The organism is Paraburkholderia sp. J76, from assembly GCF_905220295.1.
GTDB lineage: Bacteria > Pseudomonadota > Gammaproteobacteria > Burkholderiales > Burkholderiaceae > Paraburkholderia.
In genome coordinates this window covers 65,212-87,744 of sequence record NZ_CAJMZJ010000009.1, presented here as the reverse complement: position 1 = coordinate 87,744, position 22,533 = coordinate 65,212, and the positions used below count along the sequence as shown (strand labels likewise).

Annotated in this window: 23 protein-coding genes; 16 read left to right on the top strand and 7 right to left on the bottom strand. The window is 66.8% G+C overall.

The window, feature by feature from the left end; genetic code table 11:
• Positions 1-174: 174 nt before the first annotated feature.
• From U5768_RS18585 to U5768_RS18560, 6 genes are read left to right on the top strand one after another with little or no spacing between them, the layout of a single operon-like run.
• Complete coding sequence (locus U5768_RS18585) at positions 175-1,122, top strand: glyoxylate/hydroxypyruvate reductase A (RefSeq protein ID WP_322031864.1); 948 nt, start codon at positions 175-177, stop codon at positions 1,120-1,122.
• A gap of 40 nt (positions 1,123-1,162) precedes the next feature.
• Complete coding sequence (locus U5768_RS18580) at positions 1,163-2,095, top strand: hydroxymethylglutaryl-CoA lyase (RefSeq protein WP_322031863.1); 933 nt, start codon at positions 1,163-1,165, stop codon at positions 2,093-2,095.
• Between the two features lie 59 nt (positions 2,096-2,154).
• Positions 2,155-2,661, top strand: a complete 507-nt coding sequence (locus U5768_RS18575; protein ID WP_322031862.1) for a YbaK/EbsC family protein — start codon at positions 2,155-2,157, stop codon at positions 2,659-2,661.
• 2 nt (positions 2,662-2,663) lie between these two features.
• Positions 2,664-2,891 (top strand): DUF1289 domain-containing protein, encoded by a 228-nt coding sequence (locus tag U5768_RS18570; RefSeq protein ID WP_322031861.1) that lies wholly within the window; start codon positions 2,664-2,666, stop codon positions 2,889-2,891.
• The gene (locus tag U5768_RS18565) at positions 2,888-3,349 is read left to right on the top strand and encodes a MaoC family dehydratase (protein ID WP_322031860.1); all 462 of its coding nucleotides are present in this window, start codon (positions 2,888-2,890) and stop codon (positions 3,347-3,349) included. The genes U5768_RS18570 and U5768_RS18565 overlap by 4 nt, the downstream gene beginning before the upstream one ends.
• Positions 3,346-4,278: an MBL fold metallo-hydrolase gene (locus U5768_RS18560; protein WP_322031859.1), complete on the top strand. Its 933-nt coding sequence runs from the start codon at positions 3,346-3,348 to the stop codon at positions 4,276-4,278. Before U5768_RS18565 ends, U5768_RS18560 begins: the two co-directional genes overlap by 4 nt.
• A 181-nt stretch (positions 4,279-4,459) precedes the next feature.
• Here the strand turns inward: U5768_RS18560 and U5768_RS18555 are convergent, their stop codons facing one another.
• Positions 4,460-5,761, bottom strand: coding sequence for a DUF445 domain-containing protein (locus U5768_RS18555; protein ID WP_322031858.1), 1,302 nt, complete (start codon positions 5,759-5,761; stop codon positions 4,460-4,462).
• A 99-nt stretch (positions 5,762-5,860) separates the two neighbouring features.
• Positions 5,861-6,769 (bottom strand): DMT family transporter, encoded by a 909-nt coding sequence (locus U5768_RS18550; protein WP_322031857.1) that lies wholly within the window; start codon positions 6,767-6,769, stop codon positions 5,861-5,863.
• Between the two features lie 159 nt (positions 6,770-6,928).
• Here U5768_RS18550 and U5768_RS18545 point away from each other — a divergent pair, with 159 nt between their 5' ends.
• Positions 6,929-7,402: an Lrp/AsnC family transcriptional regulator gene (locus tag U5768_RS18545; protein WP_322031856.1), complete on the top strand. Its 474-nt coding sequence runs from the start codon at positions 6,929-6,931 to the stop codon at positions 7,400-7,402.
• Positions 7,403-7,417: 15 nt separating this feature from the next.
• Here the strand turns inward: U5768_RS18545 and U5768_RS18540 are convergent, their stop codons facing one another.
• A complete protein-coding gene (locus U5768_RS18540; RefSeq protein ID WP_322031855.1) occupies positions 7,418-8,311 on the bottom strand; it encodes an alpha/beta hydrolase in 894 nt (297 codons plus the stop codon).
• Positions 8,312-8,624: 313 nt separating this feature from the next.
• Here U5768_RS18540 and U5768_RS18535 point away from each other — a divergent pair, with 313 nt between their 5' ends.
• Positions 8,625-9,590: a nitronate monooxygenase family protein gene (locus U5768_RS18535; protein ID WP_322031854.1), complete on the top strand. Its 966-nt coding sequence runs from the start codon at positions 8,625-8,627 to the stop codon at positions 9,588-9,590.
• Positions 9,591-9,592: 2 nt separating this feature from the next.
• Here U5768_RS18535 and U5768_RS18530 read toward each other — a convergent pair whose 3' ends face one another.
• The 3 genes from U5768_RS18530 to U5768_RS18520 form a co-directional block, all read right to left on the bottom strand.
• The gene (locus U5768_RS18530) at positions 9,593-10,567 is read right to left on the bottom strand and encodes a LysR family transcriptional regulator (RefSeq protein ID WP_322031853.1); all 975 of its coding nucleotides are present in this window, start codon (positions 10,565-10,567) and stop codon (positions 9,593-9,595) included.
• A 182-nt stretch (positions 10,568-10,749) separates the two neighbouring features.
• The gene (locus U5768_RS18525; protein ID WP_322031852.1) at positions 10,750-11,847 is read right to left on the bottom strand and encodes a porin; all 1,098 of its coding nucleotides are present in this window, start codon (positions 11,845-11,847) and stop codon (positions 10,750-10,752) included.
• Between the two features lie 497 nt (positions 11,848-12,344).
• On the bottom strand, positions 12,345-12,833 hold the full coding sequence (locus U5768_RS18520) for a peptide-binding protein (RefSeq protein ID WP_322031851.1): 489 nt from the start codon (positions 12,831-12,833) through the stop codon (positions 12,345-12,347).
• A gap of 593 nt (positions 12,834-13,426) precedes the next feature.
• Between U5768_RS18520 and U5768_RS18515 the strand changes: the two genes are divergently transcribed.
• Positions 13,427-14,482, top strand: coding sequence for a bile acid:sodium symporter family protein (locus U5768_RS18515; RefSeq protein WP_322031850.1), 1,056 nt, complete (start codon positions 13,427-13,429; stop codon positions 14,480-14,482).
• A gap of 217 nt (positions 14,483-14,699) precedes the next feature.
• Positions 14,700-16,532, top strand: coding sequence for a phosphodiesterase (locus U5768_RS18510; RefSeq protein WP_322031849.1), 1,833 nt, complete (start codon positions 14,700-14,702; stop codon positions 16,530-16,532).
• Positions 16,533-16,639: 107 nt separating this feature from the next.
• Here the strand turns inward: U5768_RS18510 and U5768_RS18505 are convergent, their stop codons facing one another.
• Positions 16,640-16,795 carry a DUF3309 family protein gene (locus U5768_RS18505; protein WP_322031848.1) on the bottom strand — a complete coding sequence of 52 codons (156 nt, stop codon included), beginning with the start codon at positions 16,793-16,795 and terminating at the stop codon, positions 16,640-16,642.
• Positions 16,796-17,023: 228 nt separating this feature from the next.
• Here U5768_RS18505 and U5768_RS18500 point away from each other — a divergent pair, with 228 nt between their 5' ends.
• The 6 genes from U5768_RS18500 to U5768_RS18475 all read left to right on the top strand — a co-directional run bounded on the left by U5768_RS18500 (position 17,024) and on the right by U5768_RS18475 (position 22,492).
• Positions 17,024-18,079 (top strand): LacI family DNA-binding transcriptional regulator, encoded by a 1,056-nt coding sequence (locus U5768_RS18500; RefSeq protein ID WP_322031847.1) that lies wholly within the window; start codon positions 17,024-17,026, stop codon positions 18,077-18,079.
• Between the two features lie 64 nt (positions 18,080-18,143).
• Positions 18,144-19,466 (top strand): AGE family epimerase/isomerase, encoded by a 1,323-nt coding sequence (locus U5768_RS18495; RefSeq protein WP_322031846.1) that lies wholly within the window; start codon positions 18,144-18,146, stop codon positions 19,464-19,466.
• A 4-nt stretch (positions 19,467-19,470) separates the two neighbouring features.
• Positions 19,471-20,454 carry a carbohydrate kinase gene (locus tag U5768_RS18490; RefSeq protein ID WP_322031845.1) on the top strand — a complete coding sequence of 328 codons (984 nt, stop codon included), beginning with the start codon at positions 19,471-19,473 and terminating at the stop codon, positions 20,452-20,454.
• A gap of 238 nt (positions 20,455-20,692) precedes the next feature.
• Complete coding sequence (locus U5768_RS18485) at positions 20,693-20,914, top strand: hypothetical protein (protein WP_322031844.1); 222 nt, start codon at positions 20,693-20,695, stop codon at positions 20,912-20,914.
• Positions 20,915-21,036: 122 nt separating this feature from the next.
• Positions 21,037-21,282 carry a hypothetical protein gene (locus U5768_RS18480; protein ID WP_322031843.1) on the top strand — a complete coding sequence of 82 codons (246 nt, stop codon included), beginning with the start codon at positions 21,037-21,039 and terminating at the stop codon, positions 21,280-21,282.
• 274 nt (positions 21,283-21,556) lie between these two features.
• Entirely contained in the window at positions 21,557-22,492 is a 936-nt protein-coding gene (locus U5768_RS18475) for an ion channel (protein ID WP_322032023.1), read from the top strand.
• The last annotated feature ends 41 nt before the right edge of the window (positions 22,493-22,533 follow it).

Here is a 22,533-nt window from a genome sequence, read left to right as displayed (position 1 = left end):
CCAATTTTTTTTGCTTAGCTTTTCGGCGCCCTCGCCCCTCGTTCGCCGCGCCGCGATTTGCGCGGCGGCCGCGAGCCTGAAAAAGTAGAATGGTGCCGGTGCACGCTGCGCGATCCCCGCCGCCGCCAGCGAGCCACCAGCGACACCCGCATACCAGGGACAGGTTCATCCATCATGAAAATCATTTTCTGGTTCCCGCAGACAGACGCCTCCGCGTGGCTGCACGGCCTCGCGCGCGCCCTGCCCGACGCCGATCTGCGCGAGTGGCAGCCCGGCGACACCGCCCCCGCCGACTACGCCGTCGTCTGGCACCCGCCGCGCGAGCTTTTCGGCGTGCCGGGACTGCGCGCCATCTTCAATCTGGGCGCGGGCGTCGATGCGATCCTCGCCCACGAACGCGAGCGGCCAGGCACGCTGCCGGGCACCGCCATGCTCGTGCGGCTCGAAGACTCGGGCATGGGCCGGCAGATGAGCGAGTACGTCCAGCACGCCGTGCTGCGCTACCTGCGCCGCTTCGACGAATACGCGCTCGCGCAGGCGCGCCGCGAATGGCACGTGCTGGCGCCGCATCCGCACGAGACCTTCACAGTGGGCGTGCTGGGTCTCGGCGTACTGGGCGCGCAGGTGGCGCACGCGGTGGCCGCGCTCGGCGTGCCCGTGCGCGGCTTTTCGCGCAGCCTGAAGACGATCCAGGGCATCGATACGTACTCGGGCGAGTTGCATGGCGAACAGTTCGACGCCTTCCTCAGCGGCGTCAAGGTGCTCGTGAACCTGCTGCCCGCCACGCCCGACACCGAAAGCGTGCTCAACGCGCGCACCTTCGGCAAGCTCCCGCGCGGCGCGTATCTCGTGAACGTCGCGCGCGGCACGCATCTGGACGAGCAGGACCTTTTGGACGCGCTGGCCAGCGGCACGCTCGCCGCCGCGACGCTCGACGTATTCCGCGAAGAACCGCTGCCGCCCGATCACCTTTTCTGGCGCGAGCCGCGCATCACCATCACGCCGCATAGTTCGGCGCTCACGCTGCGGGACGAAGCGATCTCGCAAGTCGCCGACAAGATCGGCGCGCTCGCTCGCGGCGAAACCGTGAGCGGCGTCGTGCATGTCGGGCGCGGTTACTGAGCACCCCGAATCATTTCAAATATTCGCTGGAGACAAGGCAATGGCATTACCCAACCTACCCGCCGCCGTAAAGATCGTCGAAGTCGGCCCGCGCGACGGACTGCAGAACGAGAAGGAATTCGTTGCCACCGCAACGAAGGTCGAACTCATCAACCGGCTTTCGGCCGCGGGCTTTCCGAACATCGAGGCCGCGTCGTTCGTCTCGCCGAAGTGGGTTCCGCAGATGGCCGACGGCGCCGAAGTCATGGCCGGCATCGAGCGCCGCAGCGGTGCGATTTACTCGGTGCTCACGCCTAACTTGCGCGGCTTCGAAGGCGCACTCGCGGCGCGCGCGGACGAGATCGTGATCTTCGGCGCGGCGAGCGAGGCGTTCTCGCAGAAGAACATCAACTGCTCGATCGCGGAAAGCATTGAACGCTTCGCGCCCGTCGCGCAAGCCGCGAAAGAGCACGGCGTGCGCATTCGCGGCAGCGTGTCGTGCGCGCTCGGCTGTCCGTATCAGGGCGAGGTGCCCCTCGCGTCGGTTGTCGACGTGGTGCAGCGCTTCGCCGCGCTCGGCTGCGACGAGATCGATATCGCCGACACCATCGGCGTGGGCACGGCCAAACGCGTGCACGAAGTGTTCGAAGCCGTGACGAAGGTGTTCCCGCGCGAGCGGCTCTCGGGCCACTTCCACGACACCTACGGTCAGGCGCTCGCCAACATCTACGCGGCGCTCGAAGAAGGCATCGCCATTTTTCACGCTTCAGTGGCGGGGCTTGGCGGCTGCCCGTATGCGAAGGGCGCCACGGGCAATGTCGCGACCGAAGACGTGCTGTACCTCATGAACGGACTCGGCATTCATACCGGCATCGATCTGAACCAGGTTGTCGAGGCCGGCGACTTCATTTCGAATGCCATCGGCCGGGCGAACGTCTCGCGCGCGGGCAAGGCGCTGCTCGCGAAGGCTCGCAGCGAAACGGCGTGTTCGTGAGCCGCGAGGTGCCCCGCGATCCATCGACTATCGAATCGCAGTACGAAGGAAATCAACTCATGACGGAAACCCTCGATAATCTCGACGCCCTGCCCGACTCCGCGCGCCGCGTCGCGCTCATGCTGCGCGAGCGCGGTCACGCGAGGCCGGTCGTGATGCTGCCCGAAACGGGCAAGACCTCGGCCGAAGCCGCCGCGGGCCTCGGCTGCGAAGTCGCGCAGATCGCCAAATCGATCCTGTTCCGCCGTCGCGAAGACGACGCCCCCGTGCTCGTGATCGCGAGCGGCGCGAACCGCGTGGACGAAAAGAAAGTGGCCGCGCACGTAGGCGAAATCGGCCGCGCCGACGCGAAGTTCGTGCGCGAGAAAACCGGTTACGCGATTGGCGGCGTGTGCCCGATCGGCCACGCCACGGCGCCCGTTACGCTGATCGACGCCGATCTGTTCGAACTCGAAAGCCTGTGGGCCGCGGCGGGCCATCCGCATGCGGTGTTCAATCTCTCGCCGCAGGAACTCGAAGCGCTGACCGGCGCGCCCGTGGTGGACGTCGCGCTGCGCGACGCGTGAGCATGAATTCGACTCGCGGCGCCGTCACGCCGCCGCCCTCGCCTTGCATCAACATCTGCCGCATGGACGAGCGCAGCGGCTTGTGCGAGGGCTGCCTGCGCACCATCGACGAAATTGCCACCTGGTCCACGCTCGACGACGCAGCGAAGCGCGCCGTCTGGGACGCGATCGAGACACGGCACGCCGAATGGGTCGCGAGGCGCTTCGCATCGCAAGGAGAACAACAATGAACGCGGCCCCTCGCGTCGTCACGGTCGGCGAAACGTTCCGCTCGACGCTTCAGCTCACGCCCGAATCGGTGAAATCGTTCGGACTGCTCGTGAATGACCTGAACCCGTTGCATCACGACGAAGCCTACGCGGCGCAAAGCCGCTTTGGCGGCCTGATCGCTTCGGGCACGCAACCCACCGCGCATTTTATGGCGCTGCTAGCCACGCACTACTCGCAGTACGCGCAACCGCTCGGGCTCGAATTCGACATGAAGCTCAAGCGCGCTGCCCATGCGAACGACACGATCACGTTCGAATGGCGCGTGGAGCAAGCGTGGTGGAAGCCGAGCCTGAACGGCGATCTCGTGAAGCTCGCGGGCGAGGCCGTGAACCAGAACGGCGAACTGCTCGTGGTGGGCCACGCGACGATTCTCGTCATGCCGAAGCCCGCGCATGCCCCGGGAGTGCCGCCGGCATGAGCGCCGCGCCCGCGCTTGCCGAATCGATCCGCGTTTTCGAGCGCGGCTGGCTGTCGTCGAACAACGTATTGCTCATCGACGAGTCGCGCGCCGCACTCGTCGATACCGGCTACGCCACGCACGCCGGGCAAACGCTGGCGCTCGTGCGCCACGCGCTAGGCGCGCGCGCCCTCGATCTGATCGTCAACACGCATCTGCATTCGGATCATTGCGGCGGGAACGCCAGCCTGCAGGCGCAGTGGCCGTGCGCCACGCTGATCCCCGCAGCGAGCGCGCCGGTCGTGCGCGACTGGGACGAGGCGCGTTTGAGCTTTCTCGCCACCGGCCAGACCTGCCCGCGGTTCGCCTTCACCGGCACGCTCGCGGCGGGCGAGCGGCTCACGCTGGGCGGCTTCGAGTGGGAGGTGATCGGCGCACCGGGGCACGACCCGGACTCGGTGATGCTCTACGCAGCCGAACCGCGCCTGCTCATCAGCGCCGATGCGCTTTGGGAACACGGCTTCGGCGTGATTTTTCCGGAACTCGATGGGGAAAGCGGTTTCGCGGAACAGCACGCGGTGCTGGAAACCATCGCGAAGCTCGACGTGCGCGCGGTCATTCCGGGCCACGGCAAACCGTTCGCCAACGTCGAGGCGGCGCTTGAGCGCGCATTCTCGCGCCTCGCCTGGCTGCGCGCGGACCCTGCCCGCAACGCGAAAAACGCGCTCAAGGTGCTGATCGTCTTCAAGCTGCTGGAAGTGCGCGCGATGACCTTCGACTCGCTCCTGGCGATGCTCGAAAGCGCTGCATTGCTGCGCGCCGCGGCGCAGCGGCTCGCCCCCCGCAGCGCATGGCCGCAACTGCTGCGCGAACTGGCCGAGGAACTGGCGAAGAGCGGCGCGTTGATCGTGAATGGCGAGCGGCTCGAAGCCCCGGCGGCGGCGGTCTAAAAAAAACGCTCGTCCGTTTCCGGACGAGCGTTGGAATTAGCTCTGACGTGATCAAACTGTCGAGCGCATGATACTCGCGCCAGAATTCCCGAAGCATCGGTGATTTCCCTACAGATGACCTACGGCCGCACTCGCCGTGTCTCCGAGCCTAAGCAATTGATCCGGAATACGAAGCAAATTGTCAGTAGCCCATTTTCAGCCGCACAAGCTCGAACAGATGCGAACACAGATAAAGGCCAAGGCCGATCGCGCCGCCGATCACCGTGCCGTTTACGCGAATCTCCTGCAGATCCTTGCCGATCTTCAGTTCGATGAGCCGCGCCGTCTCGCGCGTGTCCCAGTTCTGCACGGTGTCACGAATGTGATGCGTGAGGTAGCGCGCGAAGTCGGGCGCCATGGCGCGCGCGGCGTCTTCGAGATGGCCGTTCAGCGAGGCGCGCAGTTCGGCGTCGGCGGCGAGCGTCTCGCCAAGCCAGCGGCCCGTTGCGGCCACCTTCGCGTGCAGTTCGGAGTCCTCGCGCGTGAGATCGTCGCGCAGCCACGCGCGCAGGCTGTCCCATAGCGCGCGCGTGTACTCGTTGAGCGCGCTGCCTTCGCGCAGGCTCGCCTTCAACTCCTCGCCCTTGCGCAGGAAGGCCGGATCGCTCTTGAGCTGCACGATCAGCCGCTCCACCACGTCGTCGAACTTCTTGCGCAGATGATGCTCGCGGTCTTCGCCCACCTGAAGCAGCAGCCGGTTCACCGCGCTCTCCAGCACCCGCGCGCCGCTCTCGCCAATCCATTCCGAAGGCAGAAACTTCTCGGTCTTTGGAAACTCGCCCTTCAGACCGTCCACGATACGTCCCGCCACGAACGCGCGCGTGCCCTCGTCGCGCAGCAGCGCGCCTAGCTGGTCCAGCATCTGGTCGAGCAGTTCCTGATGGCGGCCGTCCTTCGTGAGCGTGTCGAGAATCGCGCCCGCCGACTTCGAGAGATCGACCCGTTCGAGCGCCGCATGCAGCCCCTCGCGGATGAAGTTCTGGATGCGCGCGTCGTCGGTGAGGCCGAGCATGCCCGACATCATGCGCACCGCGTAGTCGCCCAGGCGCCGTGCGTTGTGCGGCGCCGCGAGCCACGCGGCAAGACGCTCGACCGGATCGTGGCGGCGGATCAGACCGACTAGCGAGCCGACATCGAGAAATTTGTCGCGCACGAAGTTGGCAAGCTCATCGGCGATGCGGTCCTTGTTGCGCGGAATGACACCCGTACGCGCCGAAACGAAGGGAATCGGCACACGGCGAAAGAGCGCGACCACGGCGAACCAGTCGGCGAGCGCGCCGACCATGGCCGCTTCGCTCACGGCCTTGATGCCGTCGATCACGATACCGGGCGGCGACAGCGCCGTGCCGACGAACACGGCCGCCGCGCCCAGCAGCAAAAGCAGCGCGCGGCGCTTGGCGCGCGCGAGTTCGGCTTCGTCGTGGCTGGCGTGGTCTTGCGTCATGCGGGCAAAGGTGGCGGGTTCGAACCGCGACATTATGCGGCCGGGACGGCCTACCCCACATGCCGGCGCGCAGGCGCGCCCCGCGATGCGACGCGCGCCTTACGCCGAACGCGCGTCCCGCCGCTGCGGCACGGTCCGCCAGCCGAGGTTCACGCCCGCAGCCGCGACCAGGATGAGCGCCGCGCCCACCACCTGAATCCACGCGAGACGCTGGCCGAACGCGAACCAGTCCACGAGGATCGCGACCACGGGATAGATGAACGAGAGCGCGCCCGTCATCGCCGTGGGCAGCTTCTGGATCGCGCCGTAGAGCAGCACGTACATGATGCCCGTATGCACGACGCCGAGCGTCACGAGCTGCGCCCAGTGCAGCGGCGTGGCCGGCAGCGTGCCGTAATGAATGAACGGCGCGAGCGCGAGCGCCCCGAACGCGAGCTGCACGAGCGCGATGAGATGAGGCGGCGTGCCCTTGAGGTGCCGCGTGATGATCGACGAGATCGCGTAGAGAAACGCCGCGCCCGCCGCGTAGGCCACGCCTTGCAGATACTCGCCAGGCACCGCGAGCACGGCGGGCTGCACCTCGACCACGCACACGAGCCCGACGAAGGCCACCGCGAGCCACGCGAGCGTCGACGCGCTCACGCGCTCGCGCAGAATGACCACGCCGAGGCCCACCAGCATGAACGGCTGCGTGTTGTAGACGGCCGTGGCCATGGAGATCGAGGCGCGCGAATAGGCGGCGAACAGCAGCACCCAGTTCGCGACGATGGCCGCGCCCCCGAGCACGGCAAGCGCGAGCGTGCGCGGCGGCAGGTGCTTGCGGCGCAGCAGGCCGAGCGCGGCGCACACGAGCGTGAGCGTCGCGCCGCCGAGCACGCAGCGCAAAAAGGCGATGTTGATCGGTGCCTGCCGCGAGGCGACCACGAGCCAGCCGATGGTGCCGGACATCAGCATCGCGACGATCATCTCGGCGGCGCCGCGGCGAATTTCAGGAGTGGGGGAAGACATGGGCTTGCATCCTCTGTATGGCGGACGCAGGGCGCGCGGCCCTGCGCATCTGCCAGCCAGTTTATCGGCTGCAAGGCAGGGAATACATGGCTAAACTAAGGCGGCAGGCAACTCTTGCCTTCGTTAAAAAGGCCAACTCGCCGGAGCACCCGCGCAACCATGAATCGACGTCCGAACCCCACGCCCGCCGCCGCCCCGCTCGACGACATCGACCGCATGCTGCTCGCCGCGCTCGCCGAAGACGCCCGCGCGAGCGCCGCCGACCTGGCGAGGCACGTTGGGCTTTCCGCGCCGAGCACGTCCGAGCGGCTGCGCCGGCTCGAAGCGCAAGGCGTGATCGGCGGCTATACGGTTCAGATCGATCCGCGGGCGCTCGGCTACACGCTGCAGGCCATCGTGCGCGTGAAGCCGCTGCCCGGGCAATTGCATCTGGTGGAAGAGGTATTGCGGCGCATTCCCGAATTCGTCGAGTGCGACAAGGTTACGGGCGACGACTGCTTCGTCGCCCGGCTGTATCTGCATTCGATCGAACAACTCGACGAGATTCTCGCCAAAGTCACCGAGCGCGCCGAAACCAGCACGGCCATCGTCAAGTCCACTCCGGTGCCGCGCCGCCTGCCGCCGCTGCGCTGAAGGCAGCCGCCGCCCTTATTGCTCCGTGGTTTCGAAGAACGCCAGCATCTCCTCGACCAGCGCCTCGCTCGCCTCCTCGGGAATGTAGTGGCCGCACGGCAGCGCGCGGCCGCTCACGTCGCGCGCCACCTTGCGCCATTCGGCAAGCGGGTCGAAGCAGCGCTCGATTACGCCCTCCGCGCCCCACAGCACGCGCAGCGGGCACGCCACCTTGTTGCCGCGCTCGAGGTCGGCGCGGTCGTGCTCGAGGTCGATGGTCGCGGAGGCGCGGTAGTCCTCGCACATCGCGTGCACCGCGCCCGGCTGGCGCAGCGCGGCCCGGTAGGCGCCGAGCGCCTTCGGCGCGAACGGCGCGAGACCTGCGTGGCGGCTGCCCATGACGCGCTCGATATAGACGTCGGGGTTGGCCTCGATCAGCGTTTCCGGCAGCGGCTCGGGCTGGATCAGGAAGAACCAGTGGAAGTAGAGCGTGGCGAATTCGCGGTCGGTCTGCTCGTACATGGCGAGCGTGGGCGCGATGTCGAGAAGCATGAGACGCTCGACGGCATTCGGGTGATCGAGCGCCATGCGATGCGCGACGCGCGCCCCGCGATCGTGCGCGCAGACGAGAAAGCGCTCGTGGCCGAAGTGGCGCATGACCTCGACCTGGTCGGCCGCCATCGCGCGTTTCGAGTAGGCGGCGTGCGTGTCGTCGCTGGCCGGTTTCGAGGAGGCGCCGTAGCCGCGCAGATCCGTCGCGACGACGGTGAAGTGCTGCGCGAGCGACGAGGCGCACCGATGCCAGATCATGTGAGTCTGCGGATCGCCGTGGAGCAGCAATAGCGGCGGTCCGTCGCCGCCCTTCACGCCGCAGATGTCTACGCCGCCCGCAGTGCGGACGGTGAAAGGCTGGAATCCGTCGAAGGGCATGGGGCTAGTCTCTTGTGTTTGTTGGTCTATCGGTCATTGTATGAGGCGAGCGCGGCTCGAAAATGTGCTTTTGGGCCCGCAACGGTAGAAACCGAACACTTCCTCGAATACGGCGCGAGGAATGCCCGAACGCCCCCCCGGCCTATAATCGAACGGCCGTTTGCGCGTCGGCGTTTGTGCGTCGGAGTGTGTGCGTCGAATCACGCCGCTTCCGCGCGGCTGCGCGCGGTCAAGCGAGATCGCACCCGGTCGATACCGGCATCCCATCCGCGCGCCCGCCCCCCTATCGAAGCGCCGCAAGGAGACCTCCCCCATGGCCCTGCCCGCCGTCCTGCAAAACCTCTCGCTGCCCGTCGTGGGCTCGCCGATGTTCATCGTCAGCTACCCGGAACTGGTGCTCGCGCAGTGCAAGGCGGGCATCGTCGGGTCGTTTCCGGCGCTCAATGCGCGTCCCGCCGGAGAACTGGGCGTCTGGCTCACGCGGATCCGCGAAGAACTCAGCGCGTACAAGGCCGCGAATCCGCAGGCCGTCATCGGGCCGATCGCCGTCAATCAGATCGTCCATCAGTCGAATGCGCGGCTCGAGCACGACGTGCGCGTGTGCGTCGAACATCACGTGCCGATCTTCATCACGAGCCTGCGCGCGCCGCCGCGCGAGTTGCTCGACGCCGTGCACAGCTACGGCGGCATCGTGCTGCACGACGTCATCAACCTGCGTCACGCCACCAAGGCGCTCGAAGCGGGCGTCGATGGCCTGATCCTCGTGGCCGCGGGCGCGGGCGGCCACGCGGGCACGACCTCGCCGTTCGCGCTGGTGGGCGAAGTGCGGCGCATCTTCGACGGCCCGATCGTGCTGTCGGGCGCGATCGCCAACGGCGGCTCGATCCTGGCCGCCCAGGCCATGGGCGCGGACCTCGCCTACATGGGCACGCGCTTCATCGCGACGAAAGAGGCCCACGCCATGGACGACTACAAGCACGCCATTCTCGAAGCGAAGGCCGCCGACATCGTCTACACGAACCTCTTTACCGGCGTGCACGGCAACTACATCCGCGAGAGCATCGTGAACGCCGGGCTCGATCCCGATGCGCTGCCCGAGTCCGACAAATCGAAGATGGATTTCGGCGCGGGCACCTCGAAGGCGAAGGCCTGGAAAGACGTGTGGGGCGCGGGCCAGGCGGTGGGCTTGATGGACGACGTGCCCTCGGTGGCCGATCTCGTCGGGCGCCTCAAGCGCGAGTACGACGAGACGAAGGCACGCCTCGGCGTGAGCCGCTGATTTCAGCGCGCGGTGGAAGCAATGCGTGCGGCGCCCGCATGGACGGCCGCCGCGCGGATCGCCTCCACGCCCGGCCAGAGTTCGCGCTCCGAAAAGCGCGCGGCGAGAAAGTCGACGAACGAGCGCACCTTCGCCGAGAGATGGCGGCGGCTCGCGTACACGGCGTAGATGGGCAACTCGCGAGGCGGCAGCGCGTCGAGGAGCAGCGGCACGAGCCGCCCTTCGGCGATATCGTCGCCCACGACCTCGGTGCCGAGCATCGAGAGTCCGCCGCCTTGCAGCAAGACCACGCGCAGCGCTTCCAGGTGATTGACGATGAGGTTGCCGCCCGGCTTCGGCTTCGCGCCGCCCGCGCCCTCCGCGAACGGCGCGAGTTCCTGGGCCGAGGCGCCCGCGTACTGCACGAAGTTGTGGCGCGCGAGATCGGCCACGCTCTTCGGCGCGCCGTGGCGGCGCAAGTAGTCGGGCGAGGCGCACAGCACGATGTGCGCCGTGGCGAGCGGCCGCGCTATCAGCGACGAAGATTTCAGGCCCGAAGGCGCGGCGCGGATCGCCACGTCGAAGCCCTCGTCGATCAGTTCGACCACGCGGTCGGAGAGCGTGATGTCGACGGTCACCTGCGGGTGCCCGGCGGCATAGTCGGCCACCGCGCCCATCACGTGCCGCAGCCCGAACGCCGTGAGCGACGAGACGCGCAGGCGCCCCTTGGGAACGACGCTCGCCGCGCCCACCGCCTGGCCGGCTTCGTCGAGTTCGGTGAGCGCCTGGGCCACGCGCTCGTAATACTCGCGGCCCGCCTCGGTGGGCGCGACGCGGCGCGTGGTGCGGTTCAACAGCCGCGCGCCAAGTTGCTGCTCCAGATGCGCCACATGCTTGCTCGCCATCGCGGCGGACATGTCCATGCGTTCGGCCGCCGCGACGAAGCTGCCCGCTTCCACCACCTGGCGGAACACTTTCATGCTGACGAGGGTATCCATTGCGCGGCCTTCTGCTCGAACATCAATAACGGGGAATCAATCGGCGATATTTTCGTCGTTTTATCAAAGGCGGGTGCTGAAACGGGCGAAAGCGTCTTGCCTCTTTTGCATCAGGAATGCCCAAAAAAACAAAACCCCGCGCTGCACGCAGCACGGGGTTTTGACTTTGGATGCAGCGCCCGTCAGAACTTCGCGCGCAGGCCCACGCCGTAAGTCTGGCCGCTCGACATGTTGTCGAAGTGGTCGTACATATAGGCCGCATAGACGTCGGTGCGCTTGGAGAGCGGGTAGTCGTAGCCGACAGCCGCCGTCTGGCGCGTCTGGTTCAGGCCGCCGCCGTTGCGCGAGTACGCGTACGAGGCCATGACCGTGCCGGGACCGGCCGGGACCGTCACACCGCCCTGGGCCGTGTTCACGTGCCAGCTACCCACGTCCTGCCAGTTCGCCGTGTACATGTACTGGCCGAAGAACTTCACGTACTTGAGGTCGTACGACAGGCCGACTTGCGCCACGCCCTGGCTCTTCAGGCCGACGATGGTCGTATCGCCGCTCACGATGCTGCCGATGTCGCCCGGCGTGTTGTTGAAGTTCACGTACTGATAGACGGCGGTGGCCGCGAACGGGCCATGGAAGTACAGGGCCTGCACGCTCCACTTCTTCGAGCCGTTCTGGCCGGCCTGGTTGCCGAACGCGTACATGGCCGAACCCGAGAGGCCGTTGAAGTTAGGCGTCGAGTACTGCACGGCGTTGTTCCAGCCCGAGTCGCCCACCACGCCCTGGTCGGTCGTGTAGGTCGGGAACGTCGAGAGGCCGAGGTACACGTGGTACACCATCGGCGAGAAGGTGTACGAATCGATGAACGGGTTGAAGAGAATCGTCGAGACGAACAGTTGCGTCGTCAGGCGCCCCGCCGTGACCGTGCCGTACGGCGATTCGAGGCCGACGTACGCGTTGCGCGCGAAGAACGTGTCGCCCGCGAAGCGGCCGTACTGGCCGTTCTGCGCGCGGAAGAAGCTTTCCAGCGTGAAGATCGCCTTGTAGCCGCCGCCCAGGTCCTCCGATCCCTTCATGCCCCAGTACGACGTGGACATGCCGCCGCCGCCCACATTCCAGGCGGTCTGACTGCCCGGGAATTTCGTCGCTCCGACCCATTCGTCGACCTGGCCGTAGAGCTGGACGCTCGACTGCGCAAATACCGACGACGACGCGGCGGCAAGAACAGCGGCGAGCGCGCTCGCCTTCAGGGTGGTGCGCAGCGCGCGGCTGACCGTTGTATTCATGGGTTCTCCAGTCTTTGTCAAAAAAGGGTGTCGGGCGGCTAAGGCGCTCGCGCAAGAGCCTGGTTTTTGTCGTCGTTCGCAGGCGTGGCCGTTCTGGGCGGATCCATCTTTGCGGACCATTTTTATGGTCAAAAATAAACGGTGTTATTGCCGGTATATCGGGCGGATTAGTTTGCCGTCCATAAGACCTTTTTTGCCCCTCTCGACGCTGCTTTGCGCTGCGCTGCATCACTGCGAACCGCCGCCCGCCGGGCCGCGCCCAGTGGGGCGCTGCGCACGCGCGGGGGCTGCCGATAATGCGCCGCCGAAGCGAAAGCGAGATTTGATGACGAAAGGGTTACGTATGACGAGAGATTTCGAAAAAGTGTGGTATCCACGCGTCAGTTTTGGCGGCGTGGACGAACGGGGCACGTTCTGGACGTGTCATAGCCGCACTGCGAGAGCAGAGCAGGAGGAAGCAATCGAAGGAAAAAGCGAAAGCGGCTGTAGGGCGCCGCTCAATTGCGGTAGGGCGAGGGCATGGGCGGACGCGGGACTTCGCCGCCATTGCGCGGGAATGGCCGGAACGTGCCGCCGCGCTCCTCGTTGTAGCGGGCGACGTCTTCGCGGATCGAGCCGGCGCGCACCGGCGAGTCGGCGGGCGGATGCGGCACCTGGCGCGTTTCCGCGCTCACGGGCGTGATGGGATTGCCGCGATAGCCGCCGTAGCCGCCGCTGAACGGCGTGCCGTAGCTGTAGTCGCGCCGAGGCGCCTGCTGCTGGACCCGACCTTGCCACTGGTTCGGCGCGGGGTTGCCGGCGCGCTCATAGCGGCCGCCCCGGTCGGCGACGCGCATCGGCATTGCGGCGCGACCCTCGCCGCGCTCAGGGGCGCCGTGGTAGCCGCCGCCCCACGACATGCCGGCCCGGGGCGCCGGGTGCATGGCCTGCGCGAAGCCGCCGCCTCCACCGTGACCCGGAAAACCGGGCTGAGCATGGGCGAGCACAACGAGGGCCGCTAGTCCGGCCCCCAACACCCACTGTCCCAGTTTTGACAACCCTGCGTGCATTGTGACGTTTCACCTGCCCGACGTTTGCGCTCGGCAACCCGCCACTCGGGCCGTGGCGGGCCAGTCCCGGGACGCAAGCCGCGCAGCGCGTAACGATTGCCGCCACAACGACCCGGGCGTCCCTTTGACGGTAATTTATGGGCGTGCCGAAGGGGTGTCGAGCCAAAAGATGTTATGCCGCCCGAAGGGTTGTAACACCATGTTACTGCTGGGTTTTCCGGCTCCCGGGCCGGTGCGGGAAGGCCACCCGGCAAGGCTCTGCGCGAAGATTCCGCGCGGCTGATCATCTGAAGAATGCCCGGACTCCTGACGACTTCCCGGGCGAAAAATCCGCTCGCTTATCCATGAGCAAATCGCACGTAAAGATCGCATCGATGCAGCACATACATGCGCATCCTTCATTAATCGATGCTTCAAATGAATTTGCTTTTTCAATCGGCTTGCGCCGACAATAGAGATCCCGATTCATCCGTTGCACGCACACCGATTGCGCGCAGCCAGGCGCCCAGGCGCGCACTTGAGATTGTCCGATGGCACGTCCGAAATTCCTGCCCGATAACTTCACCCTTTGCCTCGTCGGCACGGTGATTCTTGCGAGCCTGTTCCCGGTGCACGGCCAGGCCGCCACCGGTTTCAACTGGCTGACCAACGTCGCCGTGGGTCTGCTGTTCTTCCTGCACGGCGCCAAGCTCTCGCGCGAGGCGATCGTCGCCGGGGCGACGCACTGGCGGCTGCACATCGTCGTGCTGCTCAGCACCTTCGTACTCTTTCCGGTGCTGGGCCTCGCGCTCAAGCCCGTGCTCTCGCCGCTCGTCACCCCGGCGCTTTACGCGGGCGTGTTGTTCCTCTGCACGCTGCCGTCCACGGTGCAGTCGTCCATCGCCTTTACGTCGATTGCGCGCGGCAATGTGCCCGCCGCCGTTTGCAGCGCCTCGGCGTCGAGCCTGATCGGCATCTTCATTACGCCCGCGCTCGTGAGCCTGATCGTCACGAACCAGAGCGCGGGCAGCGGCTCGGCATGGCATACCGTCTGGAACATCGTGCTGCAACTGCTCGTGCCGTTCGTGGCGGGCCAGTTGCTGCGCCCGGTGATCGGGCGCTGGATCGAGCGCAACAAAGGCGTGCTCAAGTTCGTCGATCAGGGCTCGATCCTGCTCGTGGTGTTCGGCGCGTTTTCCGAGGCCGTGAACGAAGGGCTCTGGCATCACATTCCGCTCACCGCGCTCGGCGGCCTGCTCGTGGTGAACGCGGTGCTGCTTGCGCTCGCCCTCGGCATCACGATATTCACGAGCAAGAAGCTCGGCTTCTCGCGCGCCGACCAGATCACCATCATTTTCTGCGGCTCGAAAAAGAGCCTCGCGGCCGGCGTGCCGATGGCGAAGGTCATTTTCGCTTCCAACGCCGTGGGCGCGGTCGTGCTGCCGCTCATGCTGTTCCACCAGATCCAGCTCATGGTGTGCGCGGCGCTTGCCCAGCGCTGGGGCGCTCGCGACATGAGCGCCGAGCGCGCCGCCAGCGCCGGCGACGAATCGCGCGCAGGCGCGAGCGAGCGCACCGCTACGGCCGCCCGCCGCCAAGGCCTTTAAGCGCTACCTGCAAGGGCGGCGAAAACGCGCCGCCCTTGATGCAGCAAACCCCGCCGCCAAGCTGCGGCGCACCCCTCTCTCGCCCGTTTTCCTCTGCGCAAGCGCGCCCGCCGCACGCCCAAATTTCGGCGCTTCCCGCCGCTGTCACCAAAATTTCATTTAATTCATCAGATCATATGCCGTTAAGTTCAACGTCTTCGCCCGTTCCGGCCTGTCCATGTCTGCGTCCGCTCGCGCGCCACTCCTTCACGCCACGCCCGGCGTCGGGGCACTGATCGCCCAGCGCCAGTTGCGCGCGGTCTTCCAGCCCATCGTCGATTTCGAGGACGGCGCGATCCTCGGCTATGAAGGCCTCATTCGCGGGCCAGCCGGTTCGCCGCTCGAAACACCCGCCGCCCTCTTCGCGCGCGCCGGCGACGAGCAATGCACCGCCGCGCTCGAACGCGCGGCCGCCCGCACCTGCATCGAGACGTTCGCGGGGCTCGACTGCCCCGGCAAGCTATTCCTCAACTTCAGCGCCGACGCGCTGCGCCAGCTCACCGCCGCCGGCGAGGCCGCGCTCGCGCTCTTCGACGGCCCCATCGACCCCACGCGCGTCGTGATCGAACTCACCGAGCAAAGCGCCATCCACGACCTGCGCAACTTCTCGCCCGTTGTCGAGACGTTGCGCGCGGCCGGCGCCCAGTTCGCGCTCGACGACTACGGCACCGCCAACGCGAGCCTCAATCTCTGGGTGCAGTTGCAGCCCGATGTCGTGAAGATCGACCGCTTCTTCATCCACGACATTGCCCACGATGCGCTCAAGTTCGAAGCCGTACGCGCCATGCAGCACTTCGCGCAGGCGAGCGGCGCGCGCCTCGTGGCCGAAGGCATCGAGAACGCCGCCGACCTGATCGTGCTGCGCGACATGGGCATCGACTGCGGCCAGGGCTTTTTCTTCGGCCGCCCGAACGTGGAACCGCTGCGCGCGCTCGCCCGCGAAGCGCGCGAGGCAATACGCGCGGATCATATCGCCGTGTTCCCCGAAGCCACGCGCAGCGCCGCCACGCAGCCCGCGGGCGGCGGCGCGCCCGCCAGCAAGATGCTCGTGCGCGCGCCCGCGCTGCCGCGCCAGGCGACCAACAACGACGTGCTCGAACTGTTCAACGGCCAGCCCGATCTGCACGCGGTGGCCGTGGTGGAAGACGAAGCGCCCATTGCGCTGATCAACCGGCGCGCGTTCATGGACCGCTATGCGCTGCCGTATCACCGCGAACTATTCGGCAAGAAGGCCTGCCTGCAATTCGCCAACGCGCAGCCGGTGCTGATCGAGCAGTCGATGACGGTCGAGCAGATGGCCACGCTTCTCGCGAGCGACGACCAGCGTTATCTCGCCGATGGCTTCGTCATCACCGACAACGGCCGGTACGCCGGCCTCGGCACGGGCGAAAGCCTCGTGCGCGCGGTGACGGAGGTGCGCATCCAGGCCGCGCGCTACGCGAATCCGCTCACCTTTTTGCCGGGCAACATCCCGATCAGCTCGCATATCGAGCGGCTGCTTTCGAACGACGCGGGCTTTCACGCCTGCTACGTCGATCTGAACCTGTTCAAGCCGTTCAACGATCAATACGGCTACTGGCAGGGCGACGAAGTGCTGAAGTTCGCGGCGACCGTGCTCGCCGACGCCTGCGACCCCACGCGCGATTTCCTCGGCCACGTGGGCGGCGACGACTTCCTGGTCCTGTTCCAGAGCGAGACGTGGCGCGAGCGCGCACGACAGGCGATCGACACGTTCAACGAAGGCGTGCAGCGCTTCTATGCGCCGGGCGACCGGCTCGCAGGCGGCATTCACGGCGAGGATCGCCACGGCAACGCCACCTTTTTCACCTTCGTGACAATGGCGACAGGCTGCGTGCGCATCGCGCCAGGCGAAGGCGCGCGGCACAGCAGCGACGGCATCGCGTCGCTCGCGGCCCTCGCCAAGCGCCGCGCCAAACAGGAGCCGAGCGGACTCGTCGTGATCGACGGCGGGGCGAACGCCGATCTCATTCCCGGCTCGACATCCGCCTGAATTTCCCCTGCGCATGTCCTTGCGCAGCCCAAAAAAACGCGGGCCGGCGCGCGATGATGTCGCGCGCCGGCCCATTGTGCTTTCGTATCCTCGCTGCTACGCCTTCGCTAGATCGTCCCCATCAAGACCAGCACGACCACCACGATAACGACGATGCCGAGCGTGCCCGAGGGCGCATAGCCCCATGAGCGGCTATACGGCCAGGCTGGGAATGCGCCCACGAGCAGCAGGATCAGAATGACCAGAAGCAGGGTGCCGAGCATGATGCCTCCGTAACGGGTGAGAGTGGGGAACCCTCCGCAAGCGTCGTGCCTACTCCCGTTTAGTTATTTTTACTAAACATACATATTCGCGCTTATTTCATTGTTTACTGGTATTTACCTGGAATTCGCAGCGTCGATTCGGGCCTTTTCACGCCGTTTTTACTATACAATCGCCGCACACCTGACCACTCCCGGAACGCTCATCGCGCTCACCGCTTGCCAGGAATCATGGGGACAACCATTCGCGACGTCGCGCAGGCCGCCAATGTGTCGATCGGCACAGTGTCGCGCGCATTGAAAAATCAGCCGGGCCTTTCCGAGGCCACGCGCGAGCGCATCGTCGAAGTCGCCCGCTCGCTCGGCTACGACTGCGCGCAACTGCGCCCGCGCATTCGCCGCCTCACCTTCCTGCTTCACCGTCAGCACAATAATTTCGCCGCGAGCCCGTTTTTCTCGCACGTGCTGCACGGCGTGGAAGACGCCTGCCGCGAACACGGCATCGTGCCCGCGCTGCTCACGGCCGGCCCCGCCGACGACACCGTCCAGCAGTTGCGCCTGCACGCGCCCGACGCCATCGCCGTGGCGGGCTTCGTCGAGCCGGAAATGCTCGCGGCGCTCGTCGCGCTGCAACGCCCTCTCGTGCTGATCGACCTGTGGGCGCCGGGCCTGCGCTCGGTGAACATCGACAACGCGGCGGGCGCCGCGCTCGCCATGCAGCATCTGTTCGCGCTGGGGCGGCGGCGCATTGCGTTCATCGGCGGCTCGCTCGCGCACTACAGCATCGCGCAGCGCGCGCTCGGCTACCGGCGCGCGTTTTTTGAAGCGGGCCTCCTGTTCGATCCATCGCTCGAAACGACCATCGACGGCGGCCTCGATCCCGATACCGGCGCGGCGCTCGCCATGCAGCGTTTGATCGATTCGGCGCGCGCAGCTTCGCGGCCGCCGCCCGACGCCCTCTTCGCCTACAACGACGCCGCCGCGCTCGCCGCCATGCGCGTGTGCCTCGCCAACGGCCTGCGCGTGCCCGAGGACATCGCGATCATCGGTTTCGACGATATCGCGGGCGCCACGCACGCCACGCCGCCGCTCTCGACGATCGCCGTCGACAAGGAAGCGCTCGGGCGGCGCGGCGTCGAACTGCTGCTCGAAGAAGCGCCCGCCGCGAGCGAGATCCGCCTCGCCGTCCAGCTCGTCGCGCGCGCGAGCACGCTCGGTGCGACGTCATCGAATCCCGCCGCCGCGCATGCCGTCCGTCACACTGCGGGCACGCCGCAAAGCGCGTAGCGCGCCCCTGCAAACAACACGTTGAACCTACGCTGAAGCCACGTCCAAGCCAGAAGAGAAAGCCATGACGACGACCGCCGACACCGCCTCCTCCGCCACCGCCCAACCCGCCGCCGCGCCGCGCGTCGCGAGTTTTCGCGACCGCGGCTTCCTGCTCGGACACGTGCAGGACACGCTGCGCTTCTACGCGCCGAACGTGCTCGATCCGTCGGGCGGCTTCTTCCACTACTTCCGCGACGACGGCTCGATCTACAACGCGCACTCGCGGCACCTCGTGAGCAGTTGCCGCTACATCTTCAACTATGCGATGGCGTATCGTGAGTTCGGCGATCCGCAGCACCTGGAATACGCGCGCCACGGCCTGCAGTTCCTGCGCGAGGGCCACTGGGACGCGCAACTGCAAGGCTACGACTGGGAGATCGACTGGCGCGACGGCAAGAAGCGCGTGCTCGACGCCACGCGCCACTGCTACGGCCTCGCGTTCGTGCTGCTCGCTTACTCGCATGCGGCGATGGCCGGCATCGAGGAGGCGCGGCCGATGATCGGCGCGACCTTCGATCTGATGGAACACCGCTTCTGGGACGGCGCGGCGGGCCTCTACGCCGACGAGGCGAGCGCGGACTGGCTCGTGTCCAGCTATCGCGGCCAGAACGCGAACATGCACACGACCGAGGCGCTGCTCGCGGCCTACGAGGCGACGGGTCATCTCGTGTATCTCGACCGCGCCGAGCGCGTCGCGTCGAACATCACGCTGCGCCAGGCGAAGCTCTCGCAAGGGCTCGTATGGGAGCACTTTCACGCGGACTGGTCCGTCGACTGGCATTACAACGAGGAAGACAGCTCCAACATCTTCCGCCCGTGGGGCTTCCAGCCGGGCCATCAAACGGAGTGGGCCAAGCTCTTGCTGCTGCTGGAACGTCACCGCCCGCTGCCGTGGCTGCTGCCGCGCGCGATCGAACTGTTCGACGCCGCCATGGCGCACGCGTGGGACAACGATCACGGCGGCCTTTACTACGGCTTCGGCCCCGACGGCACCGTGTGCGATCACGACAAGTACTTCTGGGTGCAGGCGGAAACCTTCGCCACGGCGGCGCTGCTCGGCAAGCGCACCGGCAACGAGCGCTTCTGGGACTGGTACGACGAGATCTGGCGCTATAGCTGGGCGAATTTCGTCGATCATCGTTACGGTGCGTGGTATCGCATCCTCACGTGCGACAACCGCAAGTACAGTGACGAGAAGAGCCCCGCCGGCAAGACCGACTATCACACGATGGGCGCATGCTACGAAGCGCTGAACGCGCTGCCAGGACGCGGCATGGCGCCGATCGTGGGCCGCGAGGAAGCCGCCGCCGGCGCAACGGCCGGCCAGAACCAGGCAGAGGAATAAGACCATGAGCACCTGCAGCACCGGCCCGGACTTCTCGTCCGGCTTCCCGGCCTTCATCTCGGCCGGCGACATTCTCACCGATCTCGTGCGCACGCCCGCGCCCGAAGGCACGCCGCACAGCGCGCCGCCCGGCACGCCGGGCATGGACTCGCACTGGCGCGCGCATCCGGGCGGCGCGGGCTGGAACGTCGCGCGCGCGGTCGCGCGCCTCGGGCTGCCCACGGCGAGCGTGGGGGCGCTCGGCGTCGACAACTTCTCGGACGAACTCTGGAACGCGAGTGTGGCAGCCGGACTCGACATGCGTTTCATGCAGCGCGTGGAGCGCCCGCCGCTGCTCGCGATCGTGCATCAGACGCATCCGCCCGCGTACTACTTCATCGGCGAGCAAAGCGCCGACCTCGCCTTCGATCCCGCCAGGCTGCCCGAAGGCTGGCGCGCGCATGCGAAGTGGGCGCACTTCGGCTGCATCAGCCTCGTGCGCCAGCCGCTCGGCGAAACGCTCGCCACGCTCGCCGCCGAACTGCGCGCGGCCGGCGTGAAGATCAGCTTCGATCCGAATTACCGCAACCTCATGGCGCACGGCTACGAGCCGATCCTGCGCCGCATGGCCGCGCTCGCGGATCTCATCAAGGTCTCCGACGAAGACCTGCGCATGCTGTTCGCCGGCAAGAGCGAAGCCGACGCCATCGAAGCCCTGCGCGCGCTCAATCCGGCCGCGACGCTGCTCGTCACGCGCGGCGCCCAGACAGCCACGCTCCATGCGGGCAACGAGGTGATTGAGGCGGCGCCGCCGCGCGTCGAAGTGGCCGATACGGTGGGCGCGGGCGACGCTTCCATCGGCGGGCTGCTCTTCAGCCTCATGAGCGCGCCGCAGCGCAACTGGCGCCAGCATCTCGCCTTCGCGCTCGCCGCGGGCGCAGCCGCGTGCCGCCGGCCCGGCGCCCATTCGCCGACGCTCGACGAAGTCGTCGCACTGCTCGCCGACTGACGACGCAAGGCGCGCGGCGCCGATACGAAATGCGGCGGTTTCGTGTCGGCGCCGCTGTCCGCAGTTGTCCGCAGTTGCGACAAGCGTCGTGCCCCGCAGCCGCGCGGGCAACGTGCTAGCATGGAATTTCCCTCTTGTTGCCGGCAACGCGCGAGGCTTGAGCGCTTGAGCCTGCACCGAACCTGCGCGGCCCGATCCGCGCGGCCGTCGAGGGGTTTCCTTCCACGAGGAGCACGCTATGGAAGACGTCAGCTACACCAAGGGGATCTACACGGCCGTTGCCACGGTGCGGCCCGTGAACGCCGGCCAGTACCAGGGCCTGGTCTCCCTGGCGCGCGACGACGGCGAGGAACTCGAAAACGCGGTGTATGAAGTCGAAGCCGCATCGGGCACGCCGGAAGAGGCTCTCGAAGAAGCCAAGGCGTTGGCGCATCGCATTCTCGGCGAGCTGGAACTGTAAGTCGCGGGATGAATCTGGCGGCCACTCGGGGATCGCCGGCAGCGTTGCATGAGACGGGGGTGCTCTGCATGGGACCCGGCCTGGCGTCGAAGCACCTGGCTCGGGCCGACAGGAGGTTAGCCATGTCCGAACAGCTCTTTCTTTACGGCGTCTACGCCATCCACGTGCATCCCCTCGAATTGCAGGGCGCTCGCTGGGACGCCGAGTATCAGATCACGCATCGCGACAAGGCCGTGCAGCCGTGGGTCACGGTCGGCGGCAACGCGGGCTTCGACGCCCCCACGCTCGCCGTGGACGCCGCACGCCGCCAGGCCATCGCCGATATCGAACACGGCGCAGGCATTCCCAAGCCGCACGGGTTTCCGTAAGCCCAACGCTCGCCGCCGCGCCTCTGTGCCCCTCGCTCCCGGCCGCCCTGCGGGAACGAGGCGCCGGTGTGCATCGTCTGAGCATCGCTTCGCGGATACCGTCTTGCGGTACGCTTGACGCATCGCCTTGCCGCGCAGCTTCGGCATTGCTACGCTCCCTTTCCTCCTTCAGAACCGCAGGAACACCATGACGCCCGAAACGCCGGAGCGCGTCGCGAACCAGGATGCGGCCCAGCAAGCCGAATCGGCACCGCAAGGCTCGCCGGGCGTGGACATGGCCGCCTGCCAGGCCGAAACGCCCGCCGGTACGAAGCGCAAAAAGCGCGGCGCGCCGCGCAGGCTGACCGTGGGCTCGCGCGAGGTGCTCGTCTACGGCATGCCGCAAGCGTGGGGCGACTTCTACCATTCGGCGCTCACCGTGCGCTGGGGCACATTCTTCGCCTCGCTCGCGGCGCTCTTCCTGTTCATGAACGGCGTGTTCGCGTGCCTCTACCAGCTCGGCACCGCGCCCATCGCCAACCAGTACCCCAAGGGCTTTCTCGGCGCGTTCTTCTTCAGCGTGGAGACGCTGGCGACCGTCGGCTACGGCGACATGCATCCGCAAACGGTCTACGCGCATCTGGTCGCCACGCTGGAAATTTTCGTCGGCATGTCGGGAGTCGCGCTGGCGACCGGCCTCGTGTTCGCGCGCTTCTCGCGCCCGCGCGCGAAGATCATGTTCGCAAGCCAGGTAGTGGTGCATCCCATCGAAGGCCGCATGACGCTCATGGCGCGCGCCGCGAACGCGCGTCAGAACGTGATTGCCGAAGCGGTCGCGAAGCTGCGGCTCATCCGCATCGAAACGTCGTCGGACGGCTTTCACGCGCGGCGCATCCACGACCTCGCGCTCGTGCGCGACCAGCATCCGCTCTTCACGCTGGGCTGGAACCTCATGCACGTGATCGACGAGACGAGCCCGCTCTACGGCGTCACGCCCGAGATGCTCGCCGCACAGCACGCCACGCTCCATGTCGTGATCGAAGGCTCGGACGAATCGACCGCGCAAATCATGCAGGCGCGCTTTAGCTGGTCGGACCAGCAGATCCGCTGGCAGTACCGCTATGTCGATCTGATGAGCGATGCGGGCGGCGTGAGCACGATCGACTACACGCATTTTCACGATATCGTGCCGTTCGACGGTGCAAAGCCTTACGGGCCGCGCGTGATCTGACGGACGTACCCGACAGTCTATGCGGGCGGGATCGCACGGGG